This window comes from Paenibacillus sp. GYB004 (assembly GCF_036577605.1).
GTDB lineage: Bacteria > Bacillota > Bacilli > Paenibacillales > NBRC-103111 > Paenibacillus_AB > Paenibacillus_AB oceani.
The window spans coordinates 192,539-216,489 of the sequence record NZ_JARBDB010000072.1; the positions used below are offsets into that span (position 1 = coordinate 192,539).

Annotated in this window: 24 protein-coding genes and 1 pseudogene; 9 read left to right on the top strand and 16 right to left on the bottom strand. The window is 52.4% G+C overall.

Going from position 1 to position 23,951, the window contains the following annotated elements; genetic code table 11:
- Positions 1-70 precede the first annotated feature (70 nt).
- From PV433_RS32960 to PV433_RS32975, 4 genes are all read right to left on the bottom strand, one after another.
- On the bottom strand, positions 71-775 hold the full coding sequence (locus PV433_RS32960) for a hypothetical protein (protein ID WP_332076188.1): 705 nt from the start codon (positions 773-775) through the stop codon (positions 71-73).
- Positions 776-851: 76 nt separating this feature from the next.
- A complete protein-coding gene (locus tag PV433_RS32965; protein WP_332076189.1) occupies positions 852-983 on the bottom strand; it encodes an AgrD family cyclic lactone autoinducer peptide in 132 nt (43 codons plus the stop codon).
- Entirely contained in the window at positions 980-1,510 is a 531-nt protein-coding gene (locus tag PV433_RS32970; protein ID WP_332076190.1) for an accessory gene regulator ArgB-like protein, read from the bottom strand. Before PV433_RS32970 ends, PV433_RS32965 begins: the two co-directional genes overlap by 4 nt.
- 1,005 nt (positions 1,511-2,515) lie before the next feature.
- Positions 2,516-3,391: an AraC family transcriptional regulator gene (locus PV433_RS32975; RefSeq protein WP_332076191.1), complete on the bottom strand. Its 876-nt coding sequence runs from the start codon at positions 3,389-3,391 to the stop codon at positions 2,516-2,518.
- 214 nt (positions 3,392-3,605) lie between these two features.
- On the opposite strand from PV433_RS32975, the gene PV433_RS32980 reads away from it, so the two are divergent.
- The 4 genes from PV433_RS32980 to PV433_RS32995 all read left to right on the top strand — a co-directional run bounded on the left by PV433_RS32980 (position 3,606) and on the right by PV433_RS32995 (position 6,735).
- Positions 3,606-4,484: a phytanoyl-CoA dioxygenase family protein gene (locus PV433_RS32980; protein WP_332076192.1), complete on the top strand. Its 879-nt coding sequence runs from the start codon at positions 3,606-3,608 to the stop codon at positions 4,482-4,484.
- A 188-nt stretch (positions 4,485-4,672) separates the two neighbouring features.
- Positions 4,673-5,212, top strand: coding sequence for a DUF420 domain-containing protein (locus tag PV433_RS32985; RefSeq protein WP_332076193.1), 540 nt, complete (start codon positions 4,673-4,675; stop codon positions 5,210-5,212).
- A 157-nt stretch (positions 5,213-5,369) separates the two neighbouring features.
- A complete protein-coding gene (locus PV433_RS32990) occupies positions 5,370-5,729 on the top strand; it encodes a PadR family transcriptional regulator (RefSeq protein ID WP_332076194.1) in 360 nt (119 codons plus the stop codon).
- Positions 5,716-6,735 (top strand): HAAS signaling domain-containing protein, encoded by a 1,020-nt coding sequence (locus tag PV433_RS32995; RefSeq protein ID WP_332076195.1) that lies wholly within the window; start codon positions 5,716-5,718, stop codon positions 6,733-6,735. The genes PV433_RS32990 and PV433_RS32995 overlap by 14 nt, the downstream gene beginning before the upstream one ends.
- Here PV433_RS32995 and PV433_RS33000 read toward each other — a convergent pair.
- Together PV433_RS33000 and PV433_RS33005 are read right to left on the bottom strand one after the other, a co-directional pair.
- Complete coding sequence (locus tag PV433_RS33000; protein WP_332076196.1) at positions 6,732-7,676, bottom strand: helix-turn-helix transcriptional regulator; 945 nt, start codon at positions 7,674-7,676, stop codon at positions 6,732-6,734. The genes PV433_RS32995 and PV433_RS33000 overlap by 4 nt on opposite strands.
- Before the next feature lie 78 nt (positions 7,677-7,754).
- Positions 7,755-9,293: an MFS transporter gene (locus tag PV433_RS33005; RefSeq protein WP_332076197.1), complete on the bottom strand. Its 1,539-nt coding sequence runs from the start codon at positions 9,291-9,293 to the stop codon at positions 7,755-7,757.
- 476 nt (positions 9,294-9,769) lie between these two features.
- On the opposite strand from PV433_RS33005, the gene PV433_RS33010 reads away from it, so the two are divergent.
- Positions 9,770-10,027 (top strand): hypothetical protein, encoded by a 258-nt coding sequence (locus tag PV433_RS33010; protein WP_332076198.1) that lies wholly within the window; start codon positions 9,770-9,772, stop codon positions 10,025-10,027.
- A gap of 439 nt (positions 10,028-10,466) precedes the next feature.
- Here PV433_RS33010 and PV433_RS33015 read toward each other — a convergent pair whose 3' ends face one another.
- Positions 10,467-10,664: a hypothetical protein gene (locus PV433_RS33015; RefSeq protein WP_332076199.1), complete on the bottom strand. Its 198-nt coding sequence runs from the start codon at positions 10,662-10,664 to the stop codon at positions 10,467-10,469.
- 252 nt (positions 10,665-10,916) lie between these two features.
- On the opposite strand from PV433_RS33015, the gene PV433_RS33020 reads away from it, so the two are divergent.
- Both PV433_RS33020 and PV433_RS33025 read left to right on the top strand, forming a co-directional pair.
- Positions 10,917-11,516: a helix-turn-helix transcriptional regulator gene (locus tag PV433_RS33020; RefSeq protein WP_332076200.1), complete on the top strand. Its 600-nt coding sequence runs from the start codon at positions 10,917-10,919 to the stop codon at positions 11,514-11,516.
- Positions 11,517-11,736: 220 nt separating this feature from the next.
- A complete protein-coding gene (locus PV433_RS33025; protein ID WP_332076223.1) occupies positions 11,737-11,988 on the top strand; it encodes a nitroreductase family protein in 252 nt (83 codons plus the stop codon).
- 132 nt (positions 11,989-12,120) lie between these two features.
- Here PV433_RS33025 and PV433_RS33030 read toward each other — a convergent pair whose 3' ends face one another.
- The gene (locus PV433_RS33030) at positions 12,121-13,785 is read right to left on the bottom strand and encodes an FAD-dependent oxidoreductase (RefSeq protein ID WP_332076201.1); all 1,665 of its coding nucleotides are present in this window, start codon (positions 13,783-13,785) and stop codon (positions 12,121-12,123) included.
- A gap of 327 nt (positions 13,786-14,112) precedes the next feature.
- Here PV433_RS33030 and PV433_RS33035 point away from each other — a divergent pair, with 327 nt between their 5' ends.
- Together PV433_RS33035 and PV433_RS33040 are read left to right on the top strand one after the other, a co-directional pair.
- Entirely contained in the window at positions 14,113-16,272 is a 2,160-nt protein-coding gene (locus PV433_RS33035; RefSeq protein WP_332076202.1) for a PrsW family glutamic-type intramembrane protease, read from the top strand.
- Positions 16,272-16,601 carry a hypothetical protein gene (locus PV433_RS33040; RefSeq protein WP_332076203.1) on the top strand — a complete coding sequence of 110 codons (330 nt, stop codon included), beginning with the start codon at positions 16,272-16,274 and terminating at the stop codon, positions 16,599-16,601. The genes PV433_RS33035 and PV433_RS33040 overlap by 1 nt, the downstream gene beginning before the upstream one ends.
- Before the next feature lie 94 nt (positions 16,602-16,695).
- Here PV433_RS33040 and PV433_RS33045 read toward each other — a convergent pair whose 3' ends face one another.
- The 8 genes and pseudogenes from PV433_RS33045 to PV433_RS33080 all read right to left on the bottom strand — a co-directional run bounded on the left by PV433_RS33045 (position 16,696) and on the right by PV433_RS33080 (position 23,950).
- Positions 16,696-17,889, bottom strand: a complete 1,194-nt coding sequence (locus tag PV433_RS33045) for a coenzyme F420-0:L-glutamate ligase (RefSeq protein WP_332076204.1) — start codon at positions 17,887-17,889, stop codon at positions 16,696-16,698.
- A 428-nt stretch (positions 17,890-18,317) separates the two neighbouring features.
- Positions 18,318-18,971 (bottom strand): annotated as a pseudogene (locus PV433_RS33050) (NAD(P)-dependent alcohol dehydrogenase); the annotation flags it as partial.
- 71 nt (positions 18,972-19,042) lie between these two features.
- Complete coding sequence (locus PV433_RS33055; RefSeq protein WP_332076205.1) at positions 19,043-20,323, bottom strand: ABC transporter permease; 1,281 nt, start codon at positions 20,321-20,323, stop codon at positions 19,043-19,045.
- Positions 20,316-21,218 (bottom strand): ABC transporter ATP-binding protein, encoded by a 903-nt coding sequence (locus PV433_RS33060; RefSeq protein WP_332076206.1) that lies wholly within the window; start codon positions 21,216-21,218, stop codon positions 20,316-20,318. Before PV433_RS33060 ends, PV433_RS33055 begins: the two co-directional genes overlap by 8 nt.
- The gene (locus PV433_RS33065) at positions 21,215-22,123 is read right to left on the bottom strand and encodes an ABC transporter ATP-binding protein (RefSeq protein ID WP_332076207.1); all 909 of its coding nucleotides are present in this window, start codon (positions 22,121-22,123) and stop codon (positions 21,215-21,217) included. Before PV433_RS33065 ends, PV433_RS33060 begins: the two co-directional genes overlap by 4 nt.
- Complete coding sequence (locus tag PV433_RS33070; RefSeq protein WP_332076208.1) at positions 22,120-22,545, bottom strand: GntR family transcriptional regulator; 426 nt, start codon at positions 22,543-22,545, stop codon at positions 22,120-22,122. Before PV433_RS33070 ends, PV433_RS33065 begins: the two co-directional genes overlap by 4 nt.
- Before the next feature lie 36 nt (positions 22,546-22,581).
- A complete protein-coding gene (locus PV433_RS33075; protein ID WP_332076209.1) occupies positions 22,582-23,298 on the bottom strand; it encodes a hypothetical protein in 717 nt (238 codons plus the stop codon).
- Positions 23,299-23,485: 187 nt separating this feature from the next.
- The gene (locus PV433_RS33080) at positions 23,486-23,950 is read right to left on the bottom strand and encodes a DUF420 domain-containing protein (protein ID WP_190929742.1); all 465 of its coding nucleotides are present in this window, start codon (positions 23,948-23,950) and stop codon (positions 23,486-23,488) included.
- Position 23,951: the final 1 nt, after the last annotated feature.

Consider the following 23,951-nt stretch of genomic DNA (forward strand, 5'->3'; position numbering starts at 1 on the left):
CGATTCGGTTAAGCAATGCATCGTTTTATGCAGATCAACCGACGAAAAACTTACCGAGCTTATCGAACGCTTATATGGAGCGGTTTCGATCCTTTAAGCGGTTGTAGTGATCGAGCAGTTCTTTTTTGTTTTTTTGGTAGGTGATGTAGAGGGCTATGATGGCTAGAATTATTATTCCTAGATATACATACATTAAAGATTCGTTCTGAAAAAAAGTTACCACCGCAAATAAAATTACTCCAAAACTAAGCAGCAAAACGATCAATAAAAGTACGTTAGCCATTCGAGTCCCTGTATTAAAAACAACACGTTTTTCAATAAATACGAATCCTATCCTTCTATTGCTCATCCAATATACCAGACTACAGTTAACCACAGCTGTTATTAGCTGCATTATCACTATATCCTTTAAGGAGTGGGTCAGTTTTTCAAAGCTTGTAAATTGGAAATAATCCACCGTCATTAGTAAAAGTGCTTGCACAATAGAAAAACTTACATAACCAAAGAAGCAAATAATAACAGCAAAAAATGTCGGAATATTTAATAAGATATTAATGAGTAATATATAAACAATCAACATTCCGAGCATCGCATAGTGTTGATTTATCATTAGCACTTCCCTTTGATAAATCGACACGGCTTCCACAATAAGTGCAATACACGCAATTTTCTTCCAGCATTGAATGATTGGAAAACGAAATAACGAAAGTGATAACAGGCAAAGACTGAAATACTCAATCGTCCCAAATACAAACTTTATTACCAATTGCAACACAACTACATGCCCCTTTGCATTATTGTACTCAACAAAAAACCCGAAACAATCGTTCCGGGTAGTAGAATTCTTTCGCTTATGATTGTTTCTTTAGCAATTCGGCAGGAACTTCCGGCTTATGAACAAACAGTGAACAGAACGGAGTAACAAAAAGGAAAGCGAACATGGTGAGAAATCCGGATGCCATTTGAGCAGCATAACGTTTCATTGAGACTTCACCTCCTTTTTTTTGTATGGTAGTAATAGAAGGGATTGAACAAAAAAAGTTTTGGCCAAAACTTCCGAACCCAGAGCAAAGTTGCTTGCAACTATGCAAATGCAAATTATTTTGAAAGTAACAGTTTTGGATTGTGCAATTCGATGATGTTCCTCAACCTTTGCCGGAGCAAAAAATAACATAATAGCAAGACTAATCCCGTTTAACCATACCGAATAGCTATCTAGCGGAAGATGGGGGATTACAGCAAGAACAGCGGTCGACACAACAACACACCATTCCGAGGAAGACAGATGCAGCCCACCACTGAAAAAACGAAGGAAAGCAAATCCCCCTAAAACTAATAAGGTTTCTGAAAAGGTTCCGGTTACTAATCCTAGAGCCATAGTTAATAACACAATGGATATAGCATTCAAAACTATAATGAGAGAGAATTTTAAGACCTCTACACTCGATGTTCGTTCCGGATTAGCAGTTTTTATTGTAGTGGCTAGCTGCCCCGCTATTCGTTCGATCATAATTCATCTCTCCGATATGATTTATTCTGTCTTTTTTCGAATATATTTTTCATCTATTTCTTTCTTATTCTTCTTATATGTGACTATAAGCCCCAAAGCCGAAACTAGTATCAATCCTACCAATATATATATTAATGATGCATTTTCTTGAAATGATATAACTGCTAGTTGTATAACCCCGATAGCCAAAATGAGTATGCAAAGTAGAAAGATATTATGAGTACGGTACTTCTGGTTGAAAGTAATCCGCTTTCGAAAAAAAACAAAACCGAGTTTCTTGACCGACAACCAGAATGCTATACAAAAAATTACAATCGCTGTTCCTACTTGCAAAAGTACACTATGTAGTACAGAATTTAATAACATTTCTGAAGTGGTAATGTTCAATGAAGTTATTAAGAGGATCAACAACAGTTGAATAACTCCAAATGCAATGTAACCAAGCAAACATATAACGAGAGAAAACATCAATTGAATATTGAATAAAAATGAAACGAGAAATGTATACGCTATTATTATTGAGAACATCGCACTATCTCCCTTTCCAAGGTAAAACCATTGGAATAAGGAAATCAACGTCACGATCATCGACATAAGCGCCATCTTAGGGATGTTGTACCTAATCGGAATTCGGAACAAGGCAAACGATAAAACTACGATAGAAAAAAACTCCAGCGTCCCGAAAATCAGCTTTACTAACAGCTGTGTGTACTCGATGTCGATCAACCCCAAATTCTGTCTATGTTACGTATTTAATACGACAATAGTCGCTAAAACTCCTCTTTCTGCAATGCAAATTTTATCAAATAAATAAGCCAAATAGCCCGGCTTTGTTACCTTCGTTTAGATCGTCCCATTCTTTCGCTCTTTTTTTATCTTATTAACCAAAAATCCGCATTTTCACCCACCCATTCCAAGCCATCTTTTCACTTCCCACGGCCTAGGCACAAGGGCGTAGTACCGCCCCAGACTCCGATCCGGCACTGCCCACTTATTCTACTCCGTCTAGCAAGGCGACAACTGCCGCCGCCGGTAAGTCTGCGGAGATACCCCGTACACGCGCCGGAACAGTCTGGCGAAGTAGGAAGGCTCCTCATAGCCCAGCTTCTCTGCGATCGTATAGATCGGCAGATCGGTCAGAGCAAGCAAGCTGCCCGCTTCTCGCATGCGCGCCGACAGCAGATAGCCCATCGGCGTCTCTCCCGTATGCTCCTTAAACAACCGGCACAAATAATTGGGCGTTACGTGCACCGACTGCGCCGCTTCTCCGAGCGTGACCGGCCGGTAGCGGTTCGACAGCAGGAAGTGCTTGGCCCGCTCCACCGTATCTTCTGCGGTATGTACTGTTTTCTCCGCATGTACGGCGTTGGCTACAATCGTTTCCACCCTGGCGAGCAGATCGATCACCTGAATGGCGAAATGGGCTCGAAGCTGCGGCAGGTCGTATAAATCGAGAATTCGCCGATAGCCTTCGTCCAGCATCGGCCGGAATCGGGCCGGCACGTCAAGCGGTGCGGAACGCAGTGATTCACTGATGCGAATCGACCGGTTCTCCTCGATCAGGTCGAACAAATTCACTTCCGCCGGCTCGTCGTCGGCCCCTCGCAGCACGAACGTGCTCTCCAGATTCAGCAACGGCCCACGCGTACCGAAGTGAAACTGGTGGGGCTCGTTCGGATTGACGATGTACAGCATGCCCGGCCCAACCTCGGAGGAGGTTTGCCCGACCGTAAACAGGCCGTTTCCCTCCAAAATATACATGATATGAAAAACGGGATGGGCATGCATCGCCCCTTTCACATCGTGCCGGCCGCTCATCAGGTTCGTCGTCACATGATCGATTCCATAAGATCTCCCGCCCGCCATCAGCCGGACTTCCATCCGCCTCTCCCCTTTCCAGCGCTCGTCTGGGCCGCACTCGCGTAAGGTATAGTTTCGATGACCGGTTCTGTTTTCCTCCCAGACTGGCCCGCAATCGGGACGGTAGAGCCGACAGGATAATATCGTGCAGGTTCCGGGATAGATTGTTCCTACAACAGACCGGGCCGATTTTTTATACTGAGGGGGAAACGAACCACCTATAGGAGGAATCGGAATGGCGTTAACGCTTGAGCAAATCATCGACTTTCAAACCAACGGTTATGTCATCGTAGAGGATGTGCTTACAGAGGACGATCTGGGGCCGGTTATCCGCGAAATCGAACGATTGATCGATGAACGGGCGCGTGCTTATCATGCGGACGGGCGGATTACGGAGCTGCATGAAAACGAACCGTTCGAGCGCCGGTTTGCCCTGCTGCATGCCCAATGTCCGGACATTAACCGCGGCTTCGACATTATGCAGCTGCTGGGGCGCGAGATGTTCGCCTTTCTGACCAATCAGCGGCTGCTCGATATCGCCGAATGTTTGCTCGGACGGGAGCTGTCCTGCAATCCGATCCAGCACTTGCGGTCGAAGATGCCCTGGAAAGGCGAGGGCGAGCAGTCAGCCGGCATGGAGAACGTCCCTTGGCATCAGGATGCCGCCGTTACGTCCCCCGATTCGGAGGCGTCCGAAATTATTACGTTCTGGCTCCCTCTGGTCGACGCGACAAAGGAAACCGGCTGCATGGAGATCATACCCGGCGCTTTTAAAGGCGGCTATCTGAAGCATCAGGCCGAAGGCGGCACCACCATCGTCAAGGAGCTGCTGCCTTCCGATCCGCCGATTACCGCGGAGTGCCGTAAAGGCGGGATCGTCATCATGAACAAATATACGCCGCACCGGGGAACGTCCAACCGTTCGGATATCGTGCGCTGGTCGCTCGACCTCAGGTATCACAAAACCGGCGCCGCCTCCGGCCGCGACTTCCATCCTTCGTTCGTCGCCCGCAGCGCCAGTCGTCCGGAGAGCGTGCTGAACGACCACGAAGCGTGGCGCGCGATGTGGAAAGAGGCGCTTGCGAAACCTTCGCAAAAAGCCCACCGGGTGTAACGGCAGCAAGCCGCGCCCTACGCCCCGGGTATCCTTAAGCTCCGGCAGCCGCTCCTCGCGGTGACCGGAGCTTTGCTGTTTTCGCAGCCCGCCAACGTTCACAGAAGCGTCGTTGACACGGTCCAGGCACAAGTTTAAGATAACGGTAACCGGCCATCAGAACCGCTCACTTGGAAAGGAGCCCGGACATGAAACGATCGAAAAACGCCGGTCAGGAGCGCTTGATTACGATTATCGTCGTCGCTTTGACCGTGATCATTAACGGCATCGTGCTCGCCTTGCTGTTTATGCCGCAAATGGGCGACGCCAGTAAAGATTACACGTATTTACCCAAGTTTAACGCGATACTGAACGGGTTCACCTTCGTATTTCTCGTGTTGGCGCTGATCATGATTATCCGTAAAAACATCGTCTGGCACCGCAACTTTATATTTGCCGCTTTTACATCGACCGCCTTCTTCCTGGTGTCGTATCTTACCTACCACTCCTTGTCCGAATCGACTTCGTACGGCGGCAGCGGGATGCTGGCGGGCATCTACTATTTCATCCTGATCACTCATATCGTACTGGCCGCCGTCATCGTGCCCCTTGCTTTGTTTACGCTGGCCCGGGGACTTCAGATGAACGTGCCGAAGCATCGCAAGCTGGCCCGATGGACGATGCCGATCTGGCTGTATGTCAGCTTGACGGGCGTGCTCGTCTACTTGATGATTTCGCCTTATTATTGAATATGCGAGTAGGAGAATCCATCCCTTCGTCAGATCGTTAACCGATCCGACGGGGGATTTTTTTATGCAAACATCAATAATATTATGAAATAGATGATATTATACTATTTACAATAGTGTGTGTCGTACAGTATGATAACAACAGGAGCTGATACCAATGAAGGAACTTACGGAGACGATTAACGGATTAACCCAAGAGCTTCGGCGAGGAACGATTATTATCGGCGTGCTCAGTTTATTGTCCGAACCGCAGTACGGCTATTCGCTGGTTACCGTGCTGGAGGAGAACGGGATTAACGTCGACCCGGGCACCCTGTACCCGCTCTTGCGCCGACTCGAGAAGCAGCAACTGCTTGAGAGCAGCTGGGACACGAATGAAGCCCGCCCCCGGAAATATTATGTGCTCAGTCCCACCGGGAAAGAAGTGTACGAACAGCTTTGTCTGGAATGGAAAAGCCTGAGCGTCAGTATCGAAAGCTTGATTGGCGGAGGAGGAAACAACGATGGAATTGGTTAAAAGATACATCTATGCAGTAACGCACAAGCTGCCTGAGGCGCAGAGAGCGGATATCGAGAAGGAGCTTCACGGATTAATCGAGGATATGCTGGAGGAGCGTGTCCAGGACGGGGAGCCGACGGTGAAGGATGTGGAGGAAGTCCTCCTCGAGCTGGGTCATCCGCGCAAGCTGGCCGACCAGTACCGGGGATATAAGCAGTATCTGATTAGCCCGGTGCTGTTCCCGACCTATATGTCGATTCTCAAAATCGTTCTGTTCGCAATCGGAATCGCCATGGCCGCCGTATTCGGCATCGAGACGTTTATGGACCCGGCCAACGTGCTCGACCATTTTGTCGGCAATCTGGTTTCTTTCATTAATGCTTGCTTTCAGGGCTTCACCTGGGTCACGGTGGTCTTCGGCTTTATCGACTATGCCGGTGTCCGCAAGGAGAAGCTGGGAATCAAAGAAGACGCGGCCTGGAAACCTTCCGAGCTGCCTCCCCTGCCCGATTCCCGGACCCGGATCAGCCGCGCCGATCCGATCGCCAGCATCATCTTTACGATCCTGTTCACGGTGTTGTTCACCTTTTCTATCGGACTGCTCGGCGTCTGGAGGTTTCCGGGCGGCGACTCGTCGATCGTGGTGCCTTTCTTCAATGAAGAAGTATTCCGTACGTTTCTTCCGTTCATCTGGGCTTTGGTCGCCGGGAGCGTGCTGCTGGATTGCGCCAAGATCATCTTCGGCAGATGGACCACCAAGCTGATCGCCGCCGATATCGTGATTCATCTGCTTCATTTTGTGCTTGCCTTGGCGATGTTCTCCGACACGGCGATCTGGAATCCCGGCTTCTTGGAACAACTGGCGGGCAGCGGGTTGGCGCCGATCGGCAGCGAAGCTTACGAGCTGGCGAGCTCCATTTGGAATCGGGCTACGGAGAGCTTGCTTTCTCTGATCGGGGTCGTCGTTGCCGTTCAAGTGATTGCTTCGGTTGTAAAAGGCTACAAGATTAAAGACGTCTGCTAGGAGGACGGGTACAAAGCGGCTATGTCGAGCGCCGCCTGGCGTAAAGCTGCGCCCAGACGGGCAGGCTCCAGCACCAGCACCTCGGTCTGGAAGCGGAGCAGGAAACCGATCGTCCACTTCTCATCAGGCATAGCAGTCCGGACCAGGAGCGATCCGTCCGGCTGCTTTTCGATTTCTTTCTCGTCGAAATAGTCCGATGCATGTACTTTGGATTCTCCCGTAAACTGCATCACCAGATCGACCTTAGGCTCGTGCCGGGGCGTCGACCAGCGCTCGTTCAGCATGGACAGCGTCACCGGCCGGCGCTGGAACGACTCCGGCTGAACCTGCAGCTCCCGGATGCGGGACAGCTTGAAGATCCGGTAATCCTCGCGGCTTAAACAATAACCGTGCAGATACCAGGCGTAGTTTTTGAGCGCGAGCCCCACCGGCTCGATGAGGCGTTCGGTCTCTTCCCCTTTGCCGTCGGTGTAGGTGAAGCGGATCAGCTTTTTGTCTTGGACGGCTTTTTGCAGTGATTCGTACTTGGTCCGTTCCGCCCCATTATTTCTCCAAGGGGTCAGATCGATCAGAATCTGGTCGCCGTCTGCGAACCGGTCCTGCTCCGCTTGCGACACCAGTGCGCCGACCTTATCGAGCAGCCGGTCCATATTGGCGGGGGTCGGCGCCTGCGTCGACTGGAGACCCCGCAGGGCGGTGCATAACACGATCAGCTCGTCGAGCGACAACATTTGACGATCCAGGCGAAAGCTCTCCATAATTTCATAGCCGCCTTCCGTTCCCGTATAGGACACGATCGGAATGCCCGCGAGGCTGAGCGACTCCAGGTCGCGGTATATCGTGCGCAGCGAGACTTCCAGCCGTTCGGCAAGCTCCTGCGCCTGCACCCGTTTACGGTTCAATAATAAGATGGTGATGGCCATCAGCCGTTCCAGTTTCATCGGCGAACCTCCAGCTTCGGAGAATAGTACATTCATCATACCTGATTTTCCCCGACAGCTGTACGTCAGGATCGGGTCTTAATGCGAAGCGGCGTATTCGTCCGCCTGCGAGGACGGGTCGAGCTTCTCCCGGCTCATGATAAACGCTGCGGCCACCGCGAGCACGGCAGGGATCAGCGTCCAGGCGAACGTCGAAGCGATCGAGGAAGACAGTCCTTCGGTGATCAGGCTGAGCGCCTTCTGGTCCATCGTCTGGCGAATTGCGGGATTTAACAGCACATACGGATCGCCGAAGTTGATACCTGCCGGCATATTCGCCGCGTCGCCGCCCTCGAATGCGCTCGTCAGTTTGCCCGTGAGCGAGTGGCTTTGGATGATGCCGAAAATCGTAATACCGAGCGTCATGCCGAGCGAACGGTTGAAGTTCAGCGTCGACGTGGCGGCTCCCCGCTGTGCGGCCGGGAACGTATGGATCGCGGCGCTGCTGAGCACCGAGAAGGACGCCCCGATGCCGAGTCCTACCAGAATCATATAAATCGTCATCAGGAATCGAGGCGATTCCGCTGACATCGCAGCCAGCAGCGCAATCCCGCCGACCAGAATCACGAGCATCGGAATCAGGATCGTCCGATACGGCAGTTTGGACATCAGAAATCCGCCCACCGTCGCCGTCACCACCGAGCCGACCATCATCGGAAGCAGGACAAGCCCCGCGTTCGTCGCCGTGCCTCCCAGCACACCCTGAATATAGATCGGGATGAACATCGAAGCGGTCATAAACGAAGCGCCGCTCAGCATCGCGACCAGATTGCTCGTCGTATAGAGACGGCTGCGGAACATCCGGAACGATATAATCGGTTCGGCGGCTCTTCGCTCCACCACGATAAGCAGCACGACGAGAATTGCAAATCCCGTGAACAAACCTCCGATTTGCGGCGAACCCCAAGCGTACACTTTGCCTCCCAGCTCGATCGCGAACATCAGACAAACAATCGCACCCACCAGCAGAAACGCGCCCGGAAAATCGATCTTTTGTTTGGAATGCTCCTTGGACTCCTTGTAGAAAAACGCGATGAAGACGAAAGCAATCAGACCGAGCGGCAAGTTAATGTAGAAAATCCATGCCCAATGAAGGGAATCGGTGATGTAGCCGCCGAGCAGCGGAGCCGCAATGCTGGACAAGCCGAACAAAGCGCCGAACATGCCGGTCATCTTCCCGCGGTGCTCCGCCGCCACGACGTCGAACATAATCGTGAACGCGATCGATACCATCGCGCCGGCGCCGATTCCTTGAATCCCTCTATACAAGCTGAGCTGCACGATCGATTCCGCCATTCCGCATAAAGCGGAGCCGATCATAAAGACGATAATCCCGAATACGAAAAACCGTTTGCGCCCGTACATATCGGATAGTTTCCCGAAGATCGGCATGCCCGCCATCTCCGCGATCATATAAGCGGATGTCGCCCAGACGAATTTGTCCAGACCTCCGATCTCCCCGACGATCGTCCCCATCGCTGTCGCTACGATCGTATTGTCCATCGACGCCATCAGGATGGCGAGCAGAAGTCCCGCGATGATTACACCCAGATTGTTTTTCGCTTTTGTTTTGGTCATTGGAAGGTTCCCGTTCCTTTCTTTGTTTCAGGTAATGTGAATCCGAATCTGTAATCATCATAACGTTTCGTTGTTGACAACTGTGTGTCAGGAACGAAAGGCGGCTTCATAAAAGCGTCTAAACGAAACCTATTCAGCGACGAATGACGCTGCTTAAAATAAAAGACACCTTAGTAGGTGCCTAGTGTTCTCGGTAATTCAGTTCATGGTTCAGCTATAGCTGCTCTGCGGTTGGTGGTGTATCTTTCTTCGGGCATCGATCGCTAGAGCTGTCTTTGTAGACCAGTATTGGGGATAATAATCGCCGGAACATCATTGAATTAAATTCGAAACACGAAGACTCTATTGTCTTTTATAATAAAATCTAATTTAACTTGAAACTCTTCCTTTTTTTAGGTCGTTAATATTAATGTGGGCGAAATGATTGCATTCAAATAAGTAGTGGTATCGATTGCTAATAAGAGGTGTGTGTATCCATGAAAAGTAAAAAGCGAATTGTCACTGGGATCGTTGTTTCCCTCTCGCTCGTTTTGGCAATTGGAGGGTATCAGATTGCAGATCGACGGATCGTTGCAGAAGTAAAATCTTCCGAAGCCAACGTAAAGTTGTACGATAATGTAAATGATTTGATGAAGGATACGTCACTAGTGGTAGAGGCGACAATTACTTCTAACTCGAAACAAATAGACCTAATGAACGAGTATAATGATTCTTACACGCTCACAGAAGGGTAATCGATAAGATCATTAAAGATGATAAAAAATCTCCTGTCACAGCCAACAATGCTACGGTAATCGAACCGTTTCCATTGTAGATAATGGAGTAATCCCAGGAAAAACAATGTTAACCATGGATGAGTATACCAAACTGGTTCCAGGTGCTAAATACATCCTATTTCTCAACTGGTCCGAGCAACGAAACGCTTACTGGATTCATGCATTATATCAGGGTAAGATCAATATAGACGGTAAAGATTTAAGAGAAAGAGACCTTTATCTGCATGATGATGGATTCAAAAAATTGAAAGATAGTGCTTTTAGTAGCCTGAAGTAGTTTATACTACAAACATTCGCCTCTAACCCCACACATAGAGTGGGGTTAGAGGCTACTACTTTATACGCCGTTTCTGCCACCTATGCCTGGCAGTCCCCCCTTCAAGAAAGACATATCACGTCATCCTGCGTCCTCACAGACGTCCGCCCCGTTCCCTTCCGACAATCCGCCTGGGCGAGTCCGGCTCGGCCGGGCACTTTCCTGCTTCTGCTGGGATTCGCCCTTCTGCCGGGAAAATTGCTGATGGACTTGTTCAAGAACAGCCGGATCCAAACCTAACTGTTCCATAACTTTCACGATATCGATATCCGTTTTCATACCAAGCCTGTCTCTCCTTCTGATCCGCATCAGGTCGCGCCCATTGGTTGTGTATCCCATTTTATCAAATCAAAAGGATCCCACCTATTATCCCTTCGGATACAAATTCGCCCTCCCGGCGGATCGTTGCGATAGTGGTACAGCTTCCGTCCACGATGAAGAAGAAACGGTTGCGCCCAGCCAGACGGTATACTACAGTTTTTATTGAAAATCATTCTCAATTAAGTGAAGGAAATAGGAGTTGATCCGTTTATGAACCCAACTCACAATCCGGCCTATGTTGCAGATATCGAAGAGATGCGGCTGCTTTCCGTAACGGGAACCTGGATGCAGCCTGCCGGTAACGGCGGCTGGAGCATCGAGGACGCGTCGCCTGGCGTGCAAGGGCTCGTCCGCGTGCAGCCGATGCCTCTCGTCCGGCACAAGCTGGAGCAACTGCAACGCTTAACGGTCCATAGCCCTCTCGACGCCCCTGCCTTGCAGATGGGCTGGCTGGAGCTGTGGGAGACGATCCGTAAAGGATGGGCCGCAGAGGAACCGGGTCTCGACTCGATGCTGCAAGACATCGTTCATCATATGGATCTGCATTGCGAAGAGGCGTTTCAGGTCGAGCGGATGGCCCGTCATTCCGGCGTGACGCCTGCTGTATTTTATAAACGGTTTAAACAATATACGTCGTTAACTCCGCTGCAATATATAACCCGGAAGCGGATGGAGAAAGCGCGCCAGCTGCTGGTCCGGGAAGAAGCCAATATACGCGAGGTGGCGGGCGAGATCGGTTACCCGGATGTATACTACTTCAGCCGTATATTCAAAAAAGCGGTAGGCATTCCGCCTTACCGGTACCATTAGCTGCTCAGGCGGAAAATCGCTGTTACGAGTCCGCCGCTTTACGACAATCTGCTGGCCGATATCGCCCCGCTGAAGACGATCCCGTTCAAACCTTACTCCTGGCGCGAACATCTGCGGGAATTGGCCGCTATCCTGGACGTGAACGAAGTGGCGGAGTATTGGCTCTATTATTACGAACGAAAAGCGGAAGCCGTACGCGATCGCATCCATCAACGGCCCGATCGAGCTGGAGGAAGATACGCTTGCCGCAGCGACTCTCGTGCAGAACTTTCAGCTCGCCGCCTGGGAGCAAGGAGTCGGCGTCAAATGGCTGACCGACCCTTATACGTTCAGACCCGAATTCCGGGCCAGCATCGGCCTCCAGTCGGGAGAGAAGCTGATCGGACTGCTCCAGGTCGGCTATCCCGAGGACATTCCGGCCGCCCGGCCCCGAACGCCTGCAGAGCAAAAGCTTACCGTCATCCGCGTGTAAGACTGTTGAGGAAAATAAAACGAACCTCCGCTCGCCTCTGATTGGCGGGCCGGAGATTCGTTTCGTTTTACGCCCGGTTCGGGCTTTGTCCTGTCCGGATTGTGAGTGAATCCTTCCTAAAAGCTGCCGCGATTAACGCCCCCGCTGCCCCGCCGCATACCGGGACATCGCATACGTTCTGTAGCCGCCGGTTACGTTTTTGACCCGATATCCGTGCTGGCTCAAAATTCGGGAAGCAACATGGCCCCTCACGCCGACAGCGCAATAGGCGTAAATCTCCTTTTCCTTATCTAATTCCTGCATCCGGCTGCGCAGCTCGTCGACCGGAATATGGACAGCCCCTTCGATATGCCCTTTGTCGTATTCGGCTTTCGTTCTGACGTCGAGAACGATCTGCTCGCCTTCCGTTCTTTGGTCCACATCCTTATACGTAACTACCTCGGCCAGCCCGTCCAGGATGTTCCCTGCCAAGTATCCCGCCATATTAACCGGGTCTTTAGCCGACGAGAACGGCGGAGCGTAAGACAGCTCCAATTCGGCCAAGTCGTACACCGTTCCGCCCAAGCGTTGTACCGTGGAGATTACGTCCATCCGTTTATCCACGCCCTCCGAGCCGAACGCTTGCGCGCCCAGCAGCTTGCCCTGTCCATTAAACAGCAGCTTGATCGCGATCGGAGCGGCGCCGGGATAATAGGCGGCATGCGAATTCGGGTGCACGTACAGCACGTGGTACGGAATTCCCAGACGCTGCAGCGCCCTCTCGTTGTTGCCGATACTGGCGCCGGTCAGGCCGAATATTTTAATAATCGCGGTGCCCTGCGTCCCCTTGTAAGCCGATTCCAGACCGCAGATATGATCCGCGGCGATCCGGCCCTGCTTGTTCGCAGGTCCGGCCAGCGGTATCGCCGTCACGTTGCCGTTGACGTAATCGGTCACCTCCACCGCGTCTCCTACCGCATAGACGCCTTCTTTATTCGTCTGCATATACTCGTTTACTTGGATATGGCCGCGCGGTCCGAGCCCGATACCCGAATCTTTCAGGAATCCCGTATCCGGAGTGACGCCGATCGCCAGAATGACCATATCGGCGGGTAGAGCCGTTCCGCTGTCCAGCATCACTTCAATCCCTTGATCCCGCTCCCGGAATGTCCGCACACCATCACCGAGATACAGCACCACGCCGTGATCCTCCAGCTCCTTCTCGGCGAAAGCGACCATCTCCGTATCGAACGGAGCAAGCACATGGGGAGCGGCTTCCACCAAGGCGACCTCCAGTCCCCTCTGCCGCAAGTTCTCAGCCATCTCCACGCCGATAAAGCCGCCTCCGACTACAATCGCGCTCTTCACGTTCTGCTGATCGACATGCGCCTTGATCCGGTCCGTATCCGGAATGTTCCTGAGCGTATAAATAAGCCCGCTCTCGATTCCCGGTATCGGAGGCTTCATCGGCTTGGCGCCCGGTGATAAGATCAGGAAATCGTACGACTCCTCGTAGATTCCCTTATCCGCACTGCGGACCTCTACCCGCTTCCGCTCCGGATCGACCCGGATCACTTCGCTGTGGGTCCGGACGTCAAGGTTGAACCGGGTCTTCATCCCTTCGGGCGTCTGCACCATCAGCTTGGACCGTTCCTGAATCGTCTCCCCGATATAATAAGGCAACCCGCAGTTGGCGAATGAAATGTATCCGTCCCGCTCGAACAATATAATATCCGCATGCTCATCCAGTCTTCTTAGTCTGGCTGCCGCCGACGCACCTCCTGCTACTCCTCCGACGATAAGGATCTTTTTCTTCATTAGGCACTCCCCCAATTTTTCCATTTACTCATACGCGTATGGGTATATACTCAGTTTACCCAATTTCCCGCCTCCTGTCCTGTGATTTTGATTACAATGTTGAAAACTTTCATGAAGCCTGTCTCTCAGCGGCACCGCGATGCATCTTGTCCTAACCTTGATCCGGAAATCCCGCCTCGTTAAATTAGTCTATATGACTACGATCTTGGCCCTTTTGCCACTTCCTGGCGATTCGCGGCAATCGTTATGATAGGAAGCGAACCCACCTATCACGCTGCAGGCGGGATGCCTGAACCCGCCGTATCCAGCTGGCAAAAGGAGACCGAAATGAATACGATCTGGCACGTTCGCACCGGAATCCGGGATCGGCTTGAATCGATTTACCGGGTTTGCCAAACATGGATTTCGAAATATCCGTTGATCCGGGCGGTTTATGCGGTTTGGATCTGGTTTTCACTGCTCGTCTTCGTCGCCAGCTTGTTTTTCTTTAAAGAGTCGCGTACGATGGTCGTTCAGTATGTATGGTCGTTTTATGTGCTGCTGCAATTTTGGTTCTTATGCCGGAGCAAAACGCTGCCGTGGAAGCACACGGTATGGTTCGTACTCGCCGGTGTGTTCGTAGTCGTGCCGCTGAATACGCTGACCCTTACGACGATCCACGCCATGTTCGGCGGCAAAACGTCGGCTACCTGGTCTGTAGCTGTGGTTACGCCGATTTTCGAGGAATTGTGGAAGCTCCTCCCTTTGGGCTTGTTTGTATTGTTCTCCCGCCGCGCTTCCGCGTTGAGCTTAACCGACTATGCGCTGATCGGCGGCGCAACCGGCACCGGATTTCAACTGATGGAGGAGCTCACCCGCCGCTGGCTGAATTCCGGCGCCTTGTCGGACAAATACGGCTACAGCTATACGCTGCTTGGCGGCGAAACAATCCATTGGGACTTCTTCACCCTGTTTCCCGGGTACTTCGAGGAAAGTCTGGCGCCCTCGTTAATGACCGTCGGTCATCCCGTACATACCGCCCTGATCGCGCTCGGCTGCGGGATCGCCTACCGGCTGCGGTCCCGGCTTACGAGGTGGGTGTGGCTGCTCCCGGCGCTCCTGCTGCTGTGGGCGATCCTGAATCACGCGGCCTATAACGGCCAGTATAAGCTGCCGGACTGGGTGTTCACCCTGCACGAATGGACCGGCGACGGCTATACGACTCAGCCCGTATTCCTTATGATGCTGGCCGTAGCACTGGTCGCCGATTATGTGCTGCTGAACAAGATGCGCAGCCGATTGCCGTCACTGCCGGGAGAGCGGTTCCTCAACCCGTTCACCGAGCTTTGGAACATCGGCTCCTCCCTCTTGCGAGACCGGGGGAAGTTCGTGTACGGGCTGGAGTTTTACCGGGGGCGAAGGGAGCTCGGCTTCAACCTGTTATACGGGAATGAAGAAGCTGCCGGCATACAGGAACACGTGCGGGAGCGGACGAAAGTGTTCTACCAGGCGCTAACCGCAGTCGCGATGATCCTCCTCGCCGCTGGACTGTTCTCAGGTTTGGGAGCTTATTCGGGCGGCGGCGAGACGGCCTGCTTCGCCTGTATGTTCGATTCGCTTCAAAATTGGTGGGATCGGCTCGAATGGTATGAGCAGGCCGGAATCGTCCTTGGCGCGCTCGCGTTGTCCCTGCTGTTCGTCGGGTTCTGGCCAGCGCTCGGCATCGCGATGACGGTGGCGGGAATTGCCGGCAGCGGGCACCAGATCGCCAGTTATATCCGTGACCCGCGGAAGATGCTGACTCCGGAAAATGCGCTCGCTATCGCGACAGGCATCGTGCTCAGCCGAATTCCTTTCGGCAGAGCGCTCGGCTGGCTGGGCCGGAAAGGGCGCGCCTATGCGCGCAAGCTCTTCGACAAGATCGGTATCCGGAAGCCGAAAGTGGACGTTCCGGAGAAGCCTCCGTCAACCGGCGGCCGGACAACGGGCAAACCTCCGAAGGAGCCAAACGAGCCCAGCAAGCCGGATGAGGAGGCTCCGAAAAAGGATAAAACGGAAGAGGAAAACGACGACGGAGTCCCCGCGACAGGGAAAACCTATAACGAAGTCGAAATAGTCGACCATCGGGGAAGTCCGCTCGGCGAATTTGACGAAATCGACGTAGGAAAAGGAGTTTTCTACGAAGACAAAACAGCTAAAGGGCTGGATCGCCTTAATCCGCGGACGGGTCAACCCGCGCAGACGCCGCAGCAATTTGCCGACAAGCAAATTCTTGGAAAAACGCGGACACGTATTCAAAACCTGGCCCAAGCCGCCGCGACCCGGCCGACGACCAACGGATCGCCCGAAGTACCCAGTCTGGACCAGATCAAGTCGATCCGCAGCTTCGTATTCCGGCTGGACGGCAATACCCCGGAGCTGCAGAGCGCTGTCGAAAACAGCTTGAACCAGCTGAGACGCGAATTTCCGGATTATACCTTTAACGTTATATTTGGAGGGAAACCGTAATGTCCATTAGTGCGTTTGTACCCGATCCCGTCAACGGTTTCGAACGGCAATTCCATATACCCGTTGCGGCGGAAGCTTTCTTTGCCGAATACTGGGAGCCTGCAGCAGAACAACTGGGCCTCCAGTGGGTCCCCCTCTTCTCCACCGGCATCGACATCACGAAGGAAGATTTGCCGGCGGTGCTGGATGAGCTGGCCCGGCTGAAAGAATGGGCTCTGAATCAACCCGGTGGAGAACGGATCGCCAAGCTGGCGAGCCGGATCGAGCTGCTGCAGGCCGAGCTGCCCAAAGCGCTGGAGCGGGACGGGGCTGTCGTCTATATTGGATAACCAGCGGCCGGTATAGGAGTGCAGGTTTATACAAAAAGCGGCAGTCCCGAACCTTCATGAGAAGTTCCGGGCTGCCGCTTTTTTTTTCTGCATCTTACTTCGTGTAATTATCGAAGTAGCCTTGAATGTACACAATCGGCGTTCCTTTGTCTCCGCTGCCCGAGGTGAGGTCGGATAACGAACCGATCAGATCGGTTAACTGCCGCGGTGTCGTGCCTTGCGATTCCATGGCGCCGACCAGATCCGCTTCCTTGTTCGTAATGAACTCGGAGATCGCCTGCTTCAATTCCTCGCCGCGCAGACCGGCAAAATTGTTGTCCGCCAAATATTTCAGCTTCACCTCGTTCGGCGTCCCGTTCAGACCGGCCGTATAGGCAGGGGATACTACAGGATCGGCCAATTCCCATATTTTACCGACCGGATCTTTGAAAGCTCCGTCCCCGTAGATCATCACTTCGACCTGCTTGCCCGTCTTCTCGTGAAGCGTCTGCTGAATCCGGTCCACCACCGGCTGGCAATCGCGCGGGAACAATTTCACACTCTCCTCCGTCGATTTGTTGGAGCCCAGCAGGCCATACGATTCGTTATAACCGCTTCCGTCAACCGGGGAAGACAAGATCTCGTCGAGGCTGTACACCTTCTGTCCGCCGTTTGCCTTCAGAATGCGCTTCGTCCGGAATCGCGAATGAATATCGCAAGTCAGAACGTCCTTCGTGTACTCCAGAATCGTCTTCGGGTGGTTGGAGAAAATGACTTCGCATTCCGCGCCCGCATCCTCGATCAGCGATTTGTAATACGAGATGTAATCGACGCCTGTGAAGCGGTGTTTGTTGTAACCGAACGCTTCACGGAACTGCGCTTCGGTCAACACGTCCGTCCAAGGGTTAATCCCTTTCTCATCCAACAGATCCATATCCACCAGCTGGTTGCCCACCTCGTCGGAAGGATAGCTGAGCATGAGCACGATTTTTTTGACGCGTTTCGCGAGGCCGCGCAGCACAATCGAGAACCGGTTGCGGCTCAAAATCGGGAAAATCACGCCAATCGTGGCGTCATCGCCAAATTTGGCAAACACATCGGCTGCAATATGATCAATCGTCGCGTAGTTGCCTTGCGCGCGCGCAACTATCGACTCGGTAACGGTTACAATATCTTTGTCCCTGATGGCGAAGCCTTCTATGGACGCGGCCTTCAATACGCTGTCTACTACGATATCTTCAATGCAGTCCCCTTTATTAATAATGGGACAACGAAGCCCTCTAACAACTGTTCCAACCACTCTTTCCACTCTGATCGCTCCCAACAACAAATTGAATAAAGTGTCACTCCTGTACCATACCCTATATGTCCACTATAAGTAAAATGAACATATTCAATATCAGCTATAAACTCGATTTATAGCCCACTTCAAATAGACCCCTGAAAGATCATCCAGAGACCTTTAATGCCACTGTATTAATCTAGCCACAAATCGTCCGAGAATGCAAGAAAACCAATCAAATCGGGATTGGATTTGACTGGTTGGCCGGCTCGTATCGGAATCGGATGCGGCTCGCTTCCCTTTATTCTTCCTCGAACAATTTCTCGCCGCGATGGAGCCGCCATGCAATTTTCGCCGTATGCGGCGTCTCGCGGGAAGTCGGAGCATGCGCCGCCAAATATCGGGTAACGGCAAGAATCAGCGTTTCGCGGGCTTTCTCGGCGAACGGTCCCGGCGATCTCGGGAGCGATATGGTGTTTCGCGCAAAAATCAAGCATCTCCTGTGTTTCGCGAATTCCCCCGATCATCGATCCGGCAAACGACCGGCGATGAGGGATCAGCGAGAATACTTGAACTGGCAACGGTTCCGCTGGCGCACCTACGTTGACCAACGTACCGTCCAGCGCGAGCAACGAAAGGTAAGCATTAATATCGATCTGCGCGCTTACCGTATTCACGATAAGGTCGAACGAACCCGCGAGTTTCTGAAACGTATCCGGATCGCTTGTGGCATAATAATGGTCCGCGCCAAGCTGCAAACCGTTTTCTTTCTTCTTCCATGTTTGCGATAAAACCGTAACCTCCGCCCCCATAGCATGAGCGAGCTTCACAGCCATATGTCCAAGCCCGCCCAGGCCAATAACAGCTACCTTCTTGCCGGGAGCGGCTCCCCAGTGGCGCAGCGGCGAATACGTGGTGATACCGGCACACAAGAGCAGAGCGGCGACGTCAAGCTCCATCCCATTGGGAATTCGGACCACCACGAACTCTTCTATTACGACGATGTGGGTGGAATAGCCGCCTTGCGTATATTGCCCATACCGGTCGATGGCTCCATAAGTGCCCGTATTACCATGAAGGCAGTATTGCTCCTCTCCTTTATGGCAGTTCACGTATCTAAAGATGATCGACCACAATCGCTATCATTTACAGACATCACTCACTACTTTGTTACCTATCCTCAAACCTTAAAAGCCTTCATCGCTTTCCGAAGCTCTTTAAACGAAGGACGCTTGCCGTACATCAGCACGCCGACCCGGTAAATTTTCGCGGCGAGCCAGCCGAGCAGGAACATCGTAGCTGCCGTCACCCCGATCGAGAGCCAGATTTCCCACCAGGCCGGGTCGCTCATCCCGATCCGCAAAAACATAATCAGCGGCGAGAAAAACGGAACGAACGACATGGCGACGACGAACGGCGCATTCGGGCTTTGCAGGCCGAACATCGCAATCATAAAGGCCGCGATAATCAGGAACATGACCGGCATGATCGCCTGCCCCACCTCTTCGGTACGGCTGACCAGCGAGCCGACGGCGGCGAAAATCGTAGCGTATATAAAGTAGCCGAGCAAATAAAAGATGATAAAATATCCGAGCAGCGACAGCTGGATATCGCCCAGGCTGATGTTCAACTCGCTGATCATTTCTTTATTATGAGGCATCAGCATGTTGGCCGCTCCTACGATGACGAATACGGCGATCTGAACGAGACCGAGCAGGCATATGCCGATGATTTTGCCGAACATTTGCTTGAGCGGCGATACGCTGGAGATGAGCACCTCCATGACACGCGAGCTTTTCTCCGCCGTGATCTCCGTCGCCACCATGTTGCCGTAGCCGATAACCGTCATATACAGCAGGAACAGCAGAGCATATACGAGCACGTACGCGACGGCCATTTGCGACTCGGTCTTGCCGGTCGTCCCTTCCTGCACTTGAACCGTTTCGACCATCACAGGCGCATTCAGCTTCGTACGCTGCTCGGCCGTCAGACCGAAATCCTTCACGACGATTTCCGCTTTGATCACTTGCAGCACTCGCTTCAGCTTCGATTCCATCGAAAAGTCCATCGAGCTTTTGGAGTTGTAGATCACTTTCGGGAACCCTGCAGCCGGGTCCTCCACGAGCTCCAGGTACCCTTTCACATCACCTGCGTCCAGCTTTTCCTTGCCCAGCTTGGCGTTCGCTTCCTTCGATCCGGCATCGCCGAGCATCACGATCTGCAATTCCGGCTCCGGCTGGCTCTCGTAGAAGCTTTTGAGCGAACGCGTCACTTCGGTTTCTTGACCCACGATCCCGACCTTAGCCGCCGAACCGTCTGAAGAAGAGAAATACGAGATGATAGCCGGTAAATTCATAATCACCGTCAGCACGATCGCAAAGATCAAGGTACTCACCGTGAACGCCTTGGCCCGAACCCGATTCATAAACGTAAACTTGATGACCGTCGACAGCTTATTCATGCTGACCACCTACCGTCTTTATAAAAATTTCGTTAAGCGTCGGCTCCACCAGTTGGAACCGGTATACTTCGGATTGAGACGAAGCGACTCTCAGCACTTCCTGCGCCACTTCCGGCCTTCCGATGCGAAGCTCGGTCCACGACTCGCGCTTCTCCACCGAGAGTACGCCCGGGATTCGGTCCAGTCCTGTGATCTGCAGCTCCGTATCGAGCAGCACCTTTTCGCGCGGGAATGAACGCTTGATCGACTTCAGGCTGCCTTTCAGCACCGTATTCGACTTATGCAGAATGCATATATTTTCGCAAAGCTCCTCGACATGATCCATCCGGTGACTGGAGAACAAGATTGTTTTGCCTGCCTTGCGCAAATCCGTGACCGTTGATTTCAATAGCTCTACGTTGACCGGGTCCAATCCGCTGAACGCTTCGTCCAGGATCAGAATATCCGGATCGTGAATGACGGCTGCTATAAACTGGATCTTTTGCTGGTTCCCCTTGGACAGCTCTTCCACCCGCTTATTGTAATACTCCGGCACTTCGAACCGCTCCAGCCATTCGCGCAAGCTCTTCTCGGCCTTCTGCCGGGGGACTCCGCGAAGCTCCGCCAAGTACAGCACCTGCTCGCTCACTTTCACTTTCGGGTACAGACCGCGCTCCTCCGGCAAATAGCCAAGCAGCTGGCGAAGCTCGTCGGAATACCCTTGGCCTCTCCACAAAATACGGCCGTCGTCCGGGTAGATCAGTCCCAGCACCATACGCATCGTCGTCGTTTTACCGGCTCCGTTCGCGCCTAGCAGTCCGAAGATTTCTCCCTGCCTGACCTCGAAATCGATCTGATTAACTGCTACCTTATCTCCGTAATTTTTGGTCACCTGCTCTACTTTGAGAGGGTTCATACACGTATAGCCCCTTTCCCGTTTGGTTGCTTCCTTTGGGCTGCAATGACGTGATGCAGCACTTCGTCCAGCTCGACCTGCTGACGCTTCACGATGGCGATTCCGGCCTCCATGAGCGCCTGCTCGGCTTGCTGCGCCTGGTTCGTCGTAATTCGCATCAAAGGCCCCTCTTCCCATTCGACCATACCGGGCAGCAGCTCCGGTTCGGGCAACGGCTGACTGACCCAGAACGTTTTCCAGCTATCGACGAGCGAATCTTTGTCGGTATATTCGAGCAGCTGTCCTTTATGAATGATCGCCACATAATCGGCAAGCCGCCGCACTTCTTCGATCGTATGCGTGGCCATTATAACCGAGCGGTCTCCGGCAGCCATATATTGGCCGATCTCCTCCAGCATAATCCGCCAGGCATAAGGATCGAGTCCCGAGGACGGCTCGTCGAGCAGCAGCAGGTCCGGCTCCTGAGCGAGTGCCAGACTGAACAGCAGTCGGCGCTTCATCCCTTTGGACAACACTTTCACATTCGTATTCGGATCGATTTCGAACCGTTCGGCAAGCGACAACCACTTGGCTTGATTCCAGGTCGGAAACCACCGCGAGTGAAAAGCTACAAGCTCGCGCACTCTCCAACCGGCCTCTTCGGAGTAAGACGATTCCGGCACATAGCCGATGCGCCGCTTCACGTCTACTTCAAAATCCTCGTATCGCTTTCCGAACACTTCGATCGTTCCGCGGTCCGGCAATACCGTATTCATCATCATCTGAAACAAGGTCGTCTTCCCCGATCCGTTCGAGCCTACCAACGCTACAATAAGACCGGGCTCTACGTTCAGCTCGATCGGGCCCAACTGGAACGATTCGTATCGTTTCTCCGCACCGTTCACCGATATGACGTACGAGTTCATTCCTGCTTCCCTCCTTTTTCCGGTTGCGCTTGTTCCGGCGGCATCCACTTTGCCAGACACTGTTCAAAAATCTGAATCGTCTCTTCCCGCGAGCAGTGAACTCTCTTTGCCGTCTCGATTGCTGCGCGAAACCCTTCGATCACGGCATCCGCCCTATATTGTTCCCTCTCGGTCACACCAACGGAGGCTACGAACGTTCCCGTTCCTTGCCGGGTGCGAAGCAGCCCTTCTCCCTCGAGGTCCTGATACACTCTTCGAATCGTTATAATGCTGCAGCCGAGCTCCTGTGCAAATTCTCGTATGGACGGGAGCAATGTGCCTTCCGGCAGGTGGCCGCTTAGTATTAAAGACCGGAGCTGAACTTCAATCTGATGGTACATCGGTTCCGCCGATTCCGCCGAAACCTGAATTGGGATGCGCACAACGTTACCCTCCTTCCGCTGCTGCCGCTGTCAGCGTCATCTCGCGTACTCCCGTCTGCGGATTTTATCATTCGTCATCCTGCCCCAGAACCAGCCCCAAAGCGCCGTAATCACCAGACAAACGACGGCTGCGAGCAAACCCGCTTTTTGGGCGAAGATTACCGAATGCTCCACAAGACCGAAGTTCCAATACCAGCAGAGCCCGCTAACCGCCATGTATCCGGCAACCGAGATCATACAAAACCAAAAGTACGACTTTCCGGAGCCGCTCAGCTCCTTATAAGCAAACACCATCGATGAGCAAGCTCCCACGCACATCCATAATACGGCGAACGAGATATACTCCGTCACTGTAAGTATGTCGTCCAAAAGACTGATGAAATAAAGCGGTATGAATAAGATCGCAGACATTATCAGCAAGTTGATTCCAATCTGTACGTACCGGGCCCATACCAGCTCCTTGGTGCTGATTGGCAGGGACCGCAAGTACAGCAGCTTCTTGGTGAACACATCGCTTAGCCAGTAACTGCGATACTCCCCGCTCATCACGAATCCGATACAGCTCAGGCTGCACAGAAACATAAGGTCCGCCAGAAAACCTACCCCGCCCCGATTCCCCATCGTCTCGAACAAATCGGAAACGATGAAGGAACCGAAGAAACAGAAGTAAACGTACATAAACGCGGAAATTAAATATCCCCACTTCGCCCTTTTCACATCCGCCTTAACGATAAACCATATGTTGCTCCACATCCGGCATCACCTTTCGATGTAGTGTGCATACTGTGTATATTTATATTAACAGTATACCCACTTATTTTTTAGATTTCAAGTTTATTTTACAAGATCCGGTCTTTTTCAATGAAAAAAGCCCATCCCGGCGAAAATTCGCCAAGACAGGCTTAGTTAACTGTCCATCCGCTGCATCCGCAATCCCGAATCAGAGACCCGCTCCGAAGATCGCGTCGAGAAGCGGTTTCGTATCGCCGCCCGGATAGATCCAATACAGCAGCAAGTATACCGTCGCCCCTGTAATCGCAGTGATAAACCATACGATCGACGTGATCGGTCCAATTTTCCGGTGCTTCGCCAGCTGATTGGTGAATCCCCATCTTAAAGTAATGATCCCGAGCACACCGCCGACGGTTGCCAGCGTAATATGAAACAGCAGGAAAACGAGATAAAAGATTTTAACGTTATGCGGTCCGCCAAACTCCGTATTGCCGGAAATAAACGTACGTGACACGTATACGATAAAAAACAGCGTTGCAAATGCGGCCGCCCACATCATTAATTTGCGATGCCCGGCGATGTTGCGCTTCGCTATTTGGATCCAGCCGAGTGCGACGAAGATAGCGCTTATTACGATAAACGAAGTGCTTATTGTCGGTAAAATCGTCCCCATG